Below are 14076 nucleotides of genomic sequence, written 5' to 3' on the forward strand. Positions count from 1 at the left end.
CGCCGTCCTGGTTTAAAGTTAATCCACTATATTACATTATCTTTATTGGTTTTCTCTATATTATTCCGCGTTGTTTCACTATACTTACGCTTTATTTTGATAACAAAGGCTTTTTATGAACCATTTGGGTTTCCCCATTGAAACCGTCGCCGTTTTCGTGATTTTGTCTGTGGGCGCGATTGCCATCGATTTATTCGCCCATAGGGACAACAAACCGATGTCGCTGAAAAGTGCCGCGATATGGTCGCTGTTTTGGGTATTGATATCGATTTTGTTCGGCGCATTTTTATGGGTTCATCACGGCAGTGAAGCCGCCAGCCTGTTCTTTACCGGCTATGCTTTGGAAAAAGTATTGTCCGTAGATAATCTGTTTTTAATGATGGCGGTTTTTGCTTGGTTTAAAGTGCCTGAAGGCCTGCGCCACCGCGTTTTGTACTGGGGGATTATCGGCGCGATTATTTTCCGCATGATTTTTGTCGCCATCGGTGCCGGACTGTTGGCATTGGGGCCGATTGTGGAAGTGGTTTTTGCCGTCATTGTCGGCTATACCGCCGTTATGATGCTGCGTCGGGATGAAGAGGAGGGCGAAGAAGATGCCGATTATTCCGAACATTTGGCATATCGTGCAGTCCATCGCTTTTTCCCTGTGTTTCCCCGTCTTTACGGCAGCCATTTTTTCTTAAAAGGCGAGGAGTTGAAAAAAGCGCATGAGCAATATCCCGAGGTGCGGCTTGAGCCGGCGGGTGAAGACCTCAAGCATCCTGAAAATAACCATCCTCAGAAAATGCGTAAAGGGCAGTTGGTCGCGACGCCGCTGTTTTTATGTTTGGCAGTGATTGAGTTGTCGGATGTGATGTTCGCGTTTGACAGCGTACCTGCGGTGATTGCCGTATCTAAAGAACCGTTGATTGTTTACAGCGCCATGATGTTCGCTATTTTGGGCTTGCGTACGCTTTATTTCGTATTGGAAGCGTTGAAGGGCTATTTGGTTCATTTGGAAAAGGCAGTGGTCGTGTTGCTGTTTTTCATTGCTGCCAAGCTGGGATTGTCGGCGAGCAATCATATGTTCCATCACGGATGGGACATTTCGCCCAATACGTCTTTGCTGGTTGTATTGGTTGTGCTGACCTGCGGGATTGCCGCTTCCTTCATTTTCCCTGATAAGAAAAATAAAGGTAAAGCCGATTCGTGACCCGCTTCATGCAGTAAAACGGAACAGTAGGATTTTCGACCTCTGAAAAACACTTCAGGCAGCCGGAAAGTCATTTCTCCGGCTGCCTGAAGTGTTTTGATGCTTTTTAAGCTTCCATTCGTTCTGCGCACTTCATTTTCGCATCAATCCAAGCGTCACCGCCAGGCTGTACGATTTTTGAAACCAGTTTATCCAAATCATTCAGATAGTTGGTTGCATTCGGACTGTTAATCACCACCACCACGATCATGGGTTTGTCTCCCAGCCAATATCCGGCGAGGGTGCGTACATCTTTGAGCGTGCCTGTTTTCAGGCGCAGGGCAGGACCTGCCTGTTTGAGGCGGTATTTCAGCGTGCCGTCTTTGCCGGCAATGGGTAAGGTATCGATGAAGTCTTGTTTGAACGGGCTGAAATAGGCTTTTTCCAGCATTTGCGCCAACATATTGGCGCTGACGCGTTCACGGCGGGATAGGCCCGAACCGTTTTCCAAGACCAAGTTTTCCGTATCCACGCCCGCGGTAGCCAATTCACGTTTTACGGCTGAAGAGGCTTGCTGCAAGGCGGAGTTGCCGGAATGCTCGCCTCCCAATTTCAGGAATACGGAGCGCGCAATCAGATTATTCGAATATTTGTTCATGTCCGTCAAAATGGCAGACATGGGTTTGGATTGGTGTACTGCCAGCGTTTTGGAATGAGGTGGTACGGATGCTGCCCTGATGCCGTCGGTAATTTCTCCGCCTGAATAACGCCATTGGTTGATAAAGCTCTTTTGTACAAATTCACGCATGTTCAACATGTTGACGTACATTTCATTGCCCAAACACGATTCCGGAACTTTGCCGGAAACATGCAATACGCCGCCTTTGTAGTTTGCGCGCATATGGTTTTGCAAGGCTTTGCAGGATGCGTTTGATGGTGTGACGTTGATTTTGTTGTCGATTTTAATGTCGGGAAGGGGCGGGTTGGTCACAAGATCCACTCCGCCCATGTCATTGCGTTCCGGTTTGACCGATACGACTTTGTAAGCCAGCATATGCGGGTCGGGCGGCGTCATAAATAGAGAGCCGACATCGGATTCGAAATCGCTCGGATTTTGAATATCTCCCCATAAATGGCGGTCGAGTACCAAGCCGCCGGTGATTTTGCGTATGCCTTTATCGCGCAATTGCTGCTGCATCCCGACCAAGCCTTCTTGGTCGAAAACAGGATCTCCGCTACCGACCCAATAAATATCGCCTTGCAAGGTATCGCCTTGAATCGTGCCGTCGCTTTTAAATTGGGTCGTCCAGCGGTAATCGCCGCCCAAAGCTTTAAATGCGGCAAACGCTGTAACCAGCTTCATGGTCGATGCGGGGTTGACTGGCACATTCGAACGGTGGTCGACCAAGACGTTTCCACTGTCCAATTCTTGAACATACACGGAAATTTCGTCTTGAGGGATGCGGCCGAAATCGATGGCAAATGCCGGCAAAGAGAGGATGGACAGCCATAAAAGAGCGGCTGTTTGTCTTAACTTCATGATAGTTCTGAAAAACACATAAAGCATAATTATAAAGCAAGGTCGTCTGAAAAACGAGGATGGCTGCCTGACGGATGAAAAAGTTGTTCCTTATGGATAAAATGTGTCGCTATTTCGTTCCGTGCAGACAATCGGCGCTTAGGGCGAACTATGATAAAATCTGTTTTTAAAACAATATAAAAGGAATACATTATGCGACTGCTCCATACGATGTTGCGCGTTGGCAACCTCGAAAAATCTTTGGACTTCTATCAAAATGTTTTAGGTATGTCTTTACTGCGCCGCCACGATTATCCCGAAGGACGGTTTACTTTGGCGTTTGTCGGTTATGGTAATGAGGCCGAAAATACCGTACTGGAATTGACGCACAACTGGGATACGGAAAGCTACGATATCGGCAACGCTTACGGTCATATCGCAGTGGAAGTGGATGATGCGTATGAGGCTTGCGAACGGGTCAGACAAAAAGGCGGCAAAGTCGTGCGCGAGGCGGGACCGATGATGCACGGTACGACCGTTATTGCTTTTGTGGAAGATCCTGACGGTTATAAAATTGAATTTATCCAAAAAAACAGCGGTAATGATTCGGTGAAATACTGATTTTCCAATCGTCTGATAAAAGGTCGTCTGAAAACCCGATTGAAAAGGGTTTTCAGACGACCTTTTTGTTTTAATAGCCTTGATTTATTCCGCAGGCGGCATTTGGGCAACGGTTTCCTGCGCCCATGCCATGGTTTCGGCAAAGGCGGGACGGGCGAGATGTTTGGCGGTGTAGCGTTGCAATACATCGGTTTCATCGGCAGGCAATACTTTAAAGTTTTGCGTTAAGAGCAGAATCAGCCCGGAATAGTACAGATCCAGTGCGGTAAAGCTGTTGCCGATAATGTAGTCGCGGTTTTTCAAGTGTTCGCGCAAGGTGTTCCATGCGGTATCAAAATCGCCATAACCGATTTGGCGGCGGCGCTCGGGCGTATCGACAGGCAGGTTGTGCAGTTTGTTGAAGGCTGCGTATTCGAGGTGCAGCGACAGGCACATCCAGCGGTAGTATTCGCCGCGTTCCAACGTGTCTGCGGCAGGGATGAGGTGTTTGTCGGGGAACTGTTCTGCTAAAAAGGTAATGATGGCAAGTGATTCGGTCAATACGGTATCGCCGAATTTGAGCGCGGGAACCCGCCCTTGGGGATTGATGGCAAGATATTCGGCGGACTGAATCTGTGCGCCGAATTGGATGGGGACGACGGTGTATTCCGCGCCGCATTCTTTCAGCATCCATACGACGTATGTGCCGCGTGAAAAGGGATGGGTGTAGAGCGTGATGTTTTGCATGTCTTTTCCTTTTGCGTTGTGAATGTTTTTGGCGAAACCCGCGCAGTAGGTTTCAGACGACCTTTCGGTTCTAATAATCTTGATTTATGCAACAGGCGACATTTGGGCGGCGGTTTCCAGCATCCATGCTGTGGTTTCGGCGAAAGCGGGGCGGGCGAGATGTTTGGCGGCGTAGCGTTGCAATACGTCGGTTTCATCGGCGGGCAACACTTTCCAATTTTGCGTTAAGTGCAGAATCAGCGCGGAGCAGTACAAATCCATCGCGGTAAAGCTGTTGCCGACGATGTAGTCGCGGTTTTTCAAGTGTTCGCGCAATGTGTTCCATGCGGTATCAAAATCGCCGTAACCGATTTGGCGGCGGCATTCGGGCGTATCGACAGGCAGGTTGTGCAGTTTGTTGAAGGCTGCGTATTCGAGGTGCATCAATATGCACATCCAGCGGTAGTATTCGCCGCGCTCCAACGTACCTGCGGCGGGGATAAGGTGTTTGTCGGGGAATTGTTCTGCCAAAAAGGTAATGATGGCGGTCGATTCGGTCAGTACGGCATCACCGAATTTCAGTGCGGGGACTTGCCCTTGGGGATTGATGGCGAGATATTCGGCGGATTTCATTTGCGTGCCGAACTGGACCGGTACGACGGTGTATTCCGCGCCGCATTCTTTGAGCATCCATACGACGTATCTGCCGCGTGAAAAGGGATGGGTATAGAGCGTGATGTTTTGCATGTTTCTTCCTTTTGCACGATCAATGGTTTTGGCAAAACCCACAACATGGGTTTTCAGACGACCTCATCAATAGGCAATGCTTTTTGCTGCTTCGTTCAAACCGTTTTCCAAAGATTCCAGCATGGCGGTATAACCGTCGCCTTGTTGCGGGGTGGTAACGTCAAACGGTTTGTTGCGTCCGTCCGGCCACAGGGCGTAGCCGCTGACGGTAGTCTGCCCCTGATAGCTGCCTTGGAAAGCTTCGATATAGATTTTCAGGGTTTGGCCACTTTGGCTGCGTGAGGCGGGAACGAAAGTATGGCGCGGGTTGAGGCGGTTGAGTTTGTTGCTGAAGTTCGCCGCCAACGCGCCGTCAAGCGACGCTGCCCAAAGGTGGTTCTTCGCCAGATTCACGTGATACGCGTCGGTTTGATAAACGAGGCCGCCGTTGGCGAGCGGTTCGGCAAGGTTGACTTTGACCGTGATTTCACTGCCTTGCGCCGCCGGCCGGATGTATTGGCTGTCGGGCAGGACGAAATATTGCGGGCTTTGCGCGGTGCCGCAGGCGGCAAGCGTCAGGGCGGCGGCAATCGGGAAGAGGCGCATTATCGGCTTCCTTTCGGGATGGGGTCTTTGCTGCTGCTGTTGAAAATCAGCGCATTGGGTTTTTCTTTCAAAGTATTAATGACGGGCTGTACGTCCCTGAGGGTTTTGTCCAAACTTTGCAGGGTATTTTGCACGTCGCCGTAGATGGGTGATTGCGGCGATACGCCTTGCAGGGTTTGACGCAATTCTTTCAGGGTTTGGTTCAGCTCGTTCGGAATGTTTTGCGTTTGCGGTTTGCCGACCAGTTTGTCAATGGAGCTTAAAGCGGCATTGGCGGATTTGAGGGTGGATTTGAGTTCGGCAAGCGAGCCGTTCAACCCGGCAACGGTTTTATCCAACGGCAGATTGTTGAATTTCTCCAGTAAATCCGCCACTTTTGCCTGCAAATCATCCAAACCGCCGCCTTGTGTGGCAATGACGGTATCGCCTGCGTAAACAGTGTGCGGTCGCAGCTTGGGCGAAGACGAGGGTTGGTCGGTCAGTTCGACCATTTTGCTGCCGGTAATCAAGTTGTTGCTGGAGATGGTGGCGGTCAGACCTTTGCCCAAAGCGGCTTGGAATTGTTGTTTCCAATGTTCTTTGCTTTGTTCGTCGGCATTGATTTCCATGCGCGACGGCTCGATGCGGATGCGCACGGGAATCCAGCCGTTTTCAAACAGATGCAGGCTGTCGTTGCGGTCGAAATAGGGAACGTCGGAAACCACGCCGACATTCAGTCCTTTATATTCGACGGGCGAACCGGCGGTCAGACCGCGCACGGACTGTTTGAAAAACGCGGTGTAATACAACGAACGGTCATCGGGCAGGTTTGCCACTTCGCTGCGGCTGTCGTAAAGCGTAAAACTGTCTTCGCTTTTCACATTTTTGCTGTTTTTGGTTTTCGGCGAATCAAACGAAATCGCGCCGGAAAGCAACGCAGGCAGGGGAGCGGAATTGAGTTTCACGCCGCTGCCTGTGGTTTCGATATTGATGCCGCTCTCCAGCCAAAAGCGGCTTTCTGAATTAATCAGTTTGTCGTTCGGGCTTTGGATGAAGATGGTGTAATGCACGGTTTGGTCGGCAGGCTCGAAATGGGCACTTTCCACCTGTCCGACCATAAAGTTTTCATAAAGCACGGGGCTGCTGACGTTGAGGATTTTGTCGTTTTGACCGACCAGCTTCAGGCGCAGGCCGCTTTGCCCGATGGCGGCAATCGGCGGGATGTCCTGTACTTCAAACACGTCCTTCGTTTCATTGCTTTTGCCGGGCGTAAACGCGATATACGAGCCGGACAGGAGCGTGCTCAAACCGGTTACGCCGCTTTGGTCGATACGCGGTTTCACCACCCAAAACTGCGTATCGCTGCGGATGAGGTCTTTCGCATCGGCATTGAGTTGGGCGGTAACTTCCACGCCTTTTTGGTCGTCGCGCAGCTTGATGCGGGTAACGTGTCCGACATCGACGTTCAACACTTTAATCACCGTGTTGTTGACTTCAATGCCTTCCGCGCTGTCCATCAAAAGCGTGACGACTGGACCTCGGTTGCGGATATCTTTTACCAGTAGCCAGCCGCCCGCAATCAGCGCAATCAGCGGAATCAGCCACACGATAGACGTGAAGACATTGGTTTTTTTGACACGCGCGGGTGCGCGATGCGTTTGAGAAGAATCGTGTTTTTTCATTGTTTCTGGTTATCGTCGGAATCGGGGTCGTCTGAAAGCTGCTGCTGCCTGTCCCAAATCAGGCGGGGGTCGAAATAATAGGCAGACAGCATGGTCAATACCACCACCAGGCAGAAATAAACCGCCGCCCCGCCGGGGACGACGCGCGCCATGTTGGTGTGGAACGAACTCATCAAAATAATAATCACAAAAATATCGATCATCGACCAGCGGCCGATGGATTCGGTAATCCGGTAAAGCACCGACATTTTCGGCGCGCTCATCGGCGGTTTGAAATAAGCAGACGCAATCAAAACCGCCATCGCGATAATCTTCAATACCGGCACCAAAATACTCGCGCTGAAAATAATCACCGCAATCAGCCTGTCGCCGTCGTTCCACATATACACAATGCCGTTGAAAATCGTATTGACTTCCAGCGCGGTAGGGTTCGACGAAATCATAATCGGCAGAATATTCGCGGGGAAATACAGGATAAACGCCGCAATCAAAAACGCCAGCGAAATGCTCAGGCTTTTCGGGCGGCGACGGTACAAATCCGCACCGCAAACCTCGCAAGGCTGCTCGTCTTTATCGCGGAAATACAGGCAGCGGCTGCAACAGGTTTTGTCGTCGGATGCCGCTTGTACCGCATCCCCGCCCGTCAGCCTGTGAATTTTATAATAAACCCAATGCTGCGGAATCGAGACCGAAGTCCGAATCAGCATGACCGACAGCGCAAACATCAAATAAAATGCCGAGCCGAATTCAACCTCCGCCACAGACGAGAGCTTGATATACGCCACCAAAGTGGAAATAAAAAACACATCCACCATAATCGCATGACGCAGCCTGACCAAAACCCGCGTCGCAAACCGCAGCGCAGGATACGCCCGCTCGCGCACCAACGCGGTATAAACGTACAAACAAAGCAACAAAAACAATACCGGCGCGCCGAACGTGAGGACGAACATCACTTCCGCCAGAAAACCGTAATCCTGATAAATCAAAAGCCGCATCATTTCAGGCAGCGACAGGACGGATGTTACGCCAAAGAGTTCCACGCGGATATAAACCATGCTGTACGCAAACGCCATCAAAATCAGCGAAGTTGTCGCGTAAGCCAGCGGCGCAACATAAGGATTGTTTTCCACCTCAACCACTTCATGATTGCACACCGGACAATGCGCTTCCTGCCCCTGCCGCAGGCGCGGAATATCCATGCGGTTGCCGCAGTCCGGGCAATCCACCGTATGCGCCGGCAGCGATGCGTCGGGCAGGTAGGATTTATAACGCCACCAGCGCGTATAGCTAGGAATCGGTTTCATGGAGGAGGGAAGAGGTCAAAGAGGCAGGTATTATAAAGGAAAACATAGGGATAGCCCAAATTGCTTACATATGGGGGAGACAGTGTCTGGAAAATAAATTATGACTATGTGAATAGTATTGTTTGCAATCAATTCGGGGTCGTCTGAAACGCTTTCAGACGACCCCTTACCATATTTGTTGCAAATATGCGAAAACAACAGATTTATGTAAATAATAGCAAGTTAAATTCTTGATGATGCAATAGAAATGATATATATTCCTAAATTGTTTTGTAATATGACAGATTTCATTTGTTCATTCGTAAACGATTCTGTACCTAAATATCTCAAAATCATAAATTTCCATTCCCAAACACAGATTTCCCATCACTTATTTTTTATTGATTCGGGCAGCCTTCATTTGAGGTCGTCTGAAAAACCTGCTGTACAGGTTTCGTCAAAACCGTCAATTAAATTTTGTAGATCATCAAAGGATATTCACATGAGCGAAACACAAGAGCTGACCTTTGCCAAACGGCTGAAAGAGCAAACCGCTACCATTCACGACAGCGTGGACAATTTGGTTATGTCTGTCGAGCCGTTTACCAACAAAGAGAACTACATCAAATTCTTGAAACTGCAATCCGTGTTCCACAAAGCGGTCGATCATATCTATAAAGACCCCGAGTTGAACAAAGCCATTCCCGAGCTGGAATACATGGCGCGTTACGACGCGGTAACGCAAGACTTGGCGGATTTGGGCGACAAACCCTACGAATACGGCAAACCGCTGCCGCATGAAACCGGCAATAAAGCCATCGGCTGGCTGTATTGCGCCGAAGGTTCCAATTTGGGCGCGGCATTTTTGTTTAAACACGCGCAAAAGCTGGATTACAACGGCGAACACGGTGCGCGCCACCTCGCTCCCCATCCGAACGGACGCGGCAAACATTGGCGTGCCTTTGTCGAACATTTGAATGCTTTGGACTTAAGCCCCGAAGCCGAAGCCGAGGCAATTCAAGGTGCAAAAGATGCGTTTGCGTTCTACAAAGTCGTTCTGCGCGAAACCTTCGGCCTGCCTGAAGGCGCGGAAGCTCCGGAAGGCTTTGTTCCGCACCGCCACTAAATGCAGATTATTGATAGACCAGCGATATGTTTTCCGGCGCAATATTTTGCGCCGGAAAACAGTTGAAGTCTGAAATATCAACCCCTTACATATGGTATGGGCAAGGAAGGCCGCTTTTATCCGGTTTCCGTTTCCGTATTTAAAAATTTATTGGCCATCCGTTACAGGGATTTATATTCGTCATTGCTTTCAATAGAAATATAAATGATTATCAAAAATTTTTATTGTTGAATTAAGCTGAATATTGGTCAATTTTATTGTTTCTGAGGTTTTGAACCATGAAATCATCACACATACTCCCTATTGCCGCCCTTGTCGGCAGTATTTTCGGCAATCCCGTGTTTGCGGCGGATAATGCTGCGCAATCAACGGCTGCCGAGCCCATGCAAGCCGAACTGAAACAGGTAACGGTAAAAGGGCATCGCAACGCGCCCGCCGCCGTGGAACGGGTCAACCTCGGCCGTATCCAACAGGAAATGATACGCGACAACAAAGACTTGGTGCGCTATTCCACCGATGTCGGTCTGAGCGACAGCGGCCGCCATCAAAAAGGCTTTGCCATTCGTGGCGTGGAAGGCAACCGTGTCGGCGTCAGTATTGACGGCGTGAGCCTGCCTGATTCGGAAGAAAACTCACTGTATGCCCGTTACGGCAATTTCAACAGTTCGCGCTTGTCCATCGACCCTGAACTGGTGCGCAACATCGACATCGTGAAAGGGGCGGACTCTTTCAATACCGGCAGCGGCGCCTTGGGCGGCGGTGTGAATTACCAAACCCTGCAAGGACGTGATTTGCTGCTGCCGGAGCGGCAGTTCGGCGTGATGATGAAAAACGGTTACAGCAGCCGCAACCGCGAATGGACGAACACAGTCGGCTTCGGCATGGATAACGGCAGCGTCGATGCAGCCTTGCTGTATTCACAACGGCGCGGCCATGAAACCGAAAGCGCGGGCAACCGCGGCTATGCGGTGGAAGGCAAGGGCAGTGGCACTAATATCCGCGGTTCGGCACGCGGCATTCCTGATCCGTCCAAACACAAATACCACAGCTTCTTGGCCAAAATCGGTTATCAGATTAATGAGAACCACCGTATCGGCGCATCGCTCAACGGCCAGCAGGGGCACAATTACACGGTTGAAGAGTCTTATAACCTGACCGATTCTTCCTGGCGCGAAGCCGACGATGTAAACAAACGGCGCAATGCCAACCTGTTTTACGAATGGACGCCTGATTCAAATTGGTTGTCGTTGTTGAAGGCAGACTTCGATTATCAGAAAACCAAAGTGGCGGCGGTTAACAACAAAGGCTCGTTCCCGATGGATTATTCCACCTGGACGCGCAACTACAATCAGAAGGATTTGGACGAAATATACAACCGCAGCATGGACACCCGCTTCAAACGCATCACCCTGCGTTTGGACAGCCAGCCGCTACAACTGGGCGGGCAGCACCGCCTGTCGTTCAAGGCCTTTGCCAGCCGCCGTGATTTTGAAAATTTAAACCGCGACGATTATTTCTTCAGCGGCCGCATCGTCCGAACCACCAGCACCATCCAGCATCCGGTGAAAACCACCAACTACGGTTTCTCGCTGTCCGACCAAATCCAATGGAACAATGTGTTTTCAAGCCGCGCGGGCATCCGTTACGACCACACCAAAATGACGCCGCAGCAACTGAATGCCGACTGTCATGCCTGCGACAAAACACCGCCCGCACCCAATACTTACAGCGGCTGGAGCGGTTTCGCCGGTTTGGCGGCGCAACTGAATCAGGCTTGGCGTGTCGGTTACGACATCACTTCCGGCTACCGTGTCCCCAATGCGTCCGAAGTGTATTTCACCTACAACCACGGTTCGGGTAATTGGCTGCCCAATCCCAACCTGAAAGCCGAGCGCAGCACCACCCACACCCTCTCCCTGCAAGGACGCGGCGAAAAAGGTACGCTGGATGCCAACCTGTATCAAAGCAACTACCGCAATTTCCTGTCTGAAGAGCAGAAACTGACCGCCAGCGGCGAACCCGGCTGCACCCAGATGGATTATTACTACGGTCTGTGCAGCGCCCCCTACACCGAAAAACTGGATTGGCAGATGCAGAATATCGACAAGGCAAGGGTTCGCGGTCTTGAGCTGACAGGTCGTCTGAATTTGGACAAAGTAGTCTCTTTTGTCCCTGAAGGCTGGAAGCTGTTTGGTTCCGTGGGTTACGCGAAAAGCAAGCTGTCGGGCGACAACAGCCTGCTGTCCACCCAGCCGCTGAAAGTGATTGCCGGTATCGACTATGAAAGTCCGAGCGAAAAATGGGGCGTGTTCTCCCGCCTGACCTATTTGGGCGCGAAAAAGGCGAAAGATGCGCAATACACCGTTTATGAAAACAACGGCTGGGGTACGCCTTTGCAGAAAAAAGTGCAGGATTACCCGTGGCTGAACAAATCGGCTTATGTGTTCGATATGTACGGCTTCTACAAACCGGTGAAAAACCTGACCCTGCGTGCGGGCGTGTACAACCTGTTCAACCGCAAAGACACCACTTGGGATTCCCTGCGCGGTTTGTACAGTTACAGCACCACCAACGGGGTCGACCGCGACGGCAAAGGCTTGGACCGCTACCGCGCGCCCGGTCGCAACTACGCCGTATCGCTGGAATGGAAATTCTAAGCCGATTTTTGATTGAAGAAACGCAAACAAACCGCCCGAATGTCCTGTTTGGCAGAACATTCGGGCGGTTTTATTATCCGTCTGCTTTAAAGTTTGCCGTCTTGTCCCATTTTTATAGTGGATTAACTTTAAACCAGTACGGCGTTACCTCTCCTTAGCTCAAAGAGAACGATTCTCTAAGGTGCTGAAGCACCAAGTGAATCGGTTCCGTACTATCTGTACTGTCTACGGCTTCGTCGCCTTGTCCTAATTTAAAGTTAATCCACTATATTTTCCAACTGTTTAATTGGATTGGGTTTCGTTGCGGCTAACTGTTTCCTTCATATTAAACGCGCTAACGTAGTTTGAGGGATGTGTTTAATTACAGGGATCTTCGGAAATACCGGCCGATTTGGTGAGTACTGCAATTTACGCGCCATTTATCGCTGTTTTGCCAATAATAATCTACGATGATGCCTTGATCGTCAGTGTAGAAAATGCGGTCTTGGTCTTGTCCGTAGCAGACGTTGCTATAGTAGTTGGTAATGATGGGTCCGTATTGGCTGCTGCCTTCGTATTCACGTCCAGCGTAGGAATAGTAGGTATAGCGCCAGAGGTAGGCATAGCGGTCGTTTTCCGATTTGACTCCACCTTCTGTGGGTTTGACGCCATAGGATTTGATAACGGCATCGATAGGTTTGCCGACGAAACGTTTCATACGTTTGTCCAAGCTGGCACAGCCGACAGTGAGACAAACGAGACCGGCCAGGAGGGCTGCGCGGCCTATGGAGATTTTGGAGGGCATAATGCGTTTTCCTGTCATTAAAATGAGGGGCGGAATGATAAGAAAGGAATAGGCAATTTGGCAAGAGGCTACCCGAAAAACATAAAACGTTTTTTAGGTAACCGCTTGGTTGATACACACTTTGCCTTCCTTAATCATGCGGTGGGATTTTAATGAAGGGTTTGTATGTATTGGGGAAAGGGGATGCAGGATGTTTTCAAAACAGGGGAGGGGTCGTCTGAAAACTGTTGTCCCCATTCTGTTGTAAAAAATTCTTTTTGCATAGTCATTTCATCCCTAATTTGCTTCACTTGTCTGAACTCAATATAAATTCCGTCCTATATCCGCTATAATCGCAAATCGATTATCCAATGTACAAGACAGGAAAATTCATGTCCCAAAGCCGTTTCAACCAAACCGGCCCCAAAATCGGTCTGAGCGTGCGCCTTGCGGAAACGCAGGCGGAAATTGAAGCAGCACAACGCTTGCGTTATCAAGTATTCGCCCAAGAGCTGGGTGCAGAAATCGAAAGCGACGACGGTCGCGATGTTGATCCTTACGACGAACATTGCCACCACCTTTTGGCTTTTGACGACGCAACCGGAGAAGTCATCGGCTGCTACCGCCTGATTACCGAAGAAACCGCCCAAAAAGTCGGCGGCTGGTATAGCGAACACGAATTTGACCTATCCCCTTTGAAAGACATCTTGCCGCAAACCGTCGAACTCGGCCGCGCCTGCACCCATCCCGACTACCGCAACGGCGGTTTGGTCATGCTTTTGTGGTCGGGTTTGGTCAAATTCATGAAAGACGAAAACCTGCGCTTCATGATAGGCTGCGGCAGCATCGATATGCACGACGGCGGCAGCGATGCGGCGGGTCTGTATCATGCCCTGAAATCCAAATACCTCGCGCCTGAAAAATGGTGCGTCAAGCCGCTCAATCCGCTCAAGTGGGACGAAATTACCCCGTCGGACAAACCTGATGTCCCGCCGCTGATTAAAGGCTACCTCAATGCGGGCGCATGGTTCTGTGGCGAGCCTTGCGTCGATGAAGCGTTCAACTGCGCCGACGTGCTCATCATGATGGACATCACCCGCCTGGCAGACCGTTACCTCCAACGTTTCGCCCCTAAACCATAAAGACCAAAAGGTCGTCTGAAAACCTTTTCAGACGACCTCAACTATTGTGAAATCAGCAAATATAGTCAATTAAAAACAAAATAGTACAATACT

At 50.2% G+C, this 14076-nt stretch carries 12 protein-coding genes; 5 read left to right on the plus strand and 7 right to left on the minus strand.

Features of this window, described 5'->3' with window-relative positions; all coding sequences use genetic code 11:
* Window positions 1-115: 115 nt before the first annotated feature.
* Complete coding sequence (locus HMPREF3277_RS03875) at window positions 116-1192, plus strand: TerC/Alx family metal homeostasis membrane protein (protein WP_003756000.1); 1077 nt, start codon at window positions 116-118, stop codon at window positions 1190-1192.
* 106 nt (window positions 1193-1298) lie between these two features.
* On the opposite strand, the gene dacB is transcribed toward HMPREF3277_RS03875, so the two are convergent.
* Window positions 1299-2738, minus strand: a complete 1440-nt coding sequence (gene dacB, locus HMPREF3277_RS03880; protein ID WP_070870101.1) for a D-alanyl-D-alanine carboxypeptidase/D-alanyl-D-alanine endopeptidase — start codon at window positions 2736-2738, stop codon at window positions 1299-1301.
* 165 nt (window positions 2739-2903) lie between these two features.
* On the opposite strand from dacB, the gene gloA reads away from it, so the two are divergent.
* Window positions 2904-3311 (plus strand): lactoylglutathione lyase, encoded by a 408-nt coding sequence (gene gloA, locus HMPREF3277_RS03885; RefSeq protein ID WP_003756006.1) that lies wholly within the window; start codon window positions 2904-2906, stop codon window positions 3309-3311.
* Window positions 3312-3395: 84 nt separating this feature from the next.
* Here the strand turns inward: gloA and HMPREF3277_RS03890 are convergent, their stop codons facing one another.
* The 5 genes from HMPREF3277_RS03890 to HMPREF3277_RS03910 all read right to left on the minus strand — a co-directional run bounded on the left by HMPREF3277_RS03890 (window position 3396) and on the right by HMPREF3277_RS03910 (window position 8316).
* Window positions 3396-4037: a glutathione S-transferase family protein gene (locus HMPREF3277_RS03890; protein WP_070870102.1), complete on the minus strand. Its 642-nt coding sequence runs from the start codon at window positions 4035-4037 to the stop codon at window positions 3396-3398.
* A gap of 84 nt (window positions 4038-4121) precedes the next feature.
* A complete protein-coding gene (locus tag HMPREF3277_RS03895; RefSeq protein ID WP_070870103.1) occupies window positions 4122-4763 on the minus strand; it encodes a glutathione S-transferase family protein in 642 nt (213 codons plus the stop codon).
* Between the two features lie 66 nt (window positions 4764-4829).
* A complete protein-coding gene (locus HMPREF3277_RS03900; protein ID WP_003776764.1) occupies window positions 4830-5348 on the minus strand; it encodes a PqiC family protein in 519 nt (172 codons plus the stop codon).
* Complete coding sequence (pqiB, locus tag HMPREF3277_RS03905; protein ID WP_003769024.1) at window positions 5348-7009, minus strand: intermembrane transport protein PqiB; 1662 nt, start codon at window positions 7007-7009, stop codon at window positions 5348-5350. The genes HMPREF3277_RS03900 and pqiB overlap by 1 nt, the downstream gene beginning before the upstream one ends.
* Window positions 7006-8316, minus strand: coding sequence for a paraquat-inducible protein A (locus HMPREF3277_RS03910; protein WP_070870104.1), 1311 nt, complete (start codon window positions 8314-8316; stop codon window positions 7006-7008). The genes pqiB and HMPREF3277_RS03910 overlap by 4 nt, the downstream gene beginning before the upstream one ends.
* 481 nt (window positions 8317-8797) lie before the next feature.
* Between HMPREF3277_RS03910 and HMPREF3277_RS03915 the strand changes: the two genes are divergently transcribed.
* Together HMPREF3277_RS03915 and HMPREF3277_RS03920 are read left to right on the plus strand one after the other, a co-directional pair.
* Entirely contained in the window at window positions 8798-9421 is a 624-nt protein-coding gene (locus tag HMPREF3277_RS03915; protein ID WP_003756024.1) for a biliverdin-producing heme oxygenase, read from the plus strand.
* 278 nt (window positions 9422-9699) lie between these two features.
* Complete coding sequence (locus HMPREF3277_RS03920; RefSeq protein ID WP_003776773.1) at window positions 9700-12078, plus strand: TonB-dependent hemoglobin/transferrin/lactoferrin family receptor; 2379 nt, start codon at window positions 9700-9702, stop codon at window positions 12076-12078.
* Between the two features lie 361 nt (window positions 12079-12439).
* On the opposite strand, the gene HMPREF3277_RS03925 is transcribed toward HMPREF3277_RS03920, so the two are convergent.
* On the minus strand, window positions 12440-12862 hold the full coding sequence (locus HMPREF3277_RS03925) for a hypothetical protein (RefSeq protein WP_003769066.1): 423 nt from the start codon (window positions 12860-12862) through the stop codon (window positions 12440-12442).
* A 371-nt stretch (window positions 12863-13233) separates the two neighbouring features.
* On the opposite strand from HMPREF3277_RS03925, the gene HMPREF3277_RS03930 reads away from it, so the two are divergent.
* Window positions 13234-13983, plus strand: a complete 750-nt coding sequence (locus HMPREF3277_RS03930; RefSeq protein WP_070870105.1) for a GNAT family N-acetyltransferase — start codon at window positions 13234-13236, stop codon at window positions 13981-13983.
* The last annotated feature ends 93 nt before the right edge of the window (window positions 13984-14076 follow it).

Source organism: Neisseria sp. HMSC70E02 (assembly GCF_001838645.1).
GTDB classification, from domain to species: Bacteria; Pseudomonadota; Gammaproteobacteria; order Burkholderiales; family Neisseriaceae; genus Neisseria; species Neisseria macacae.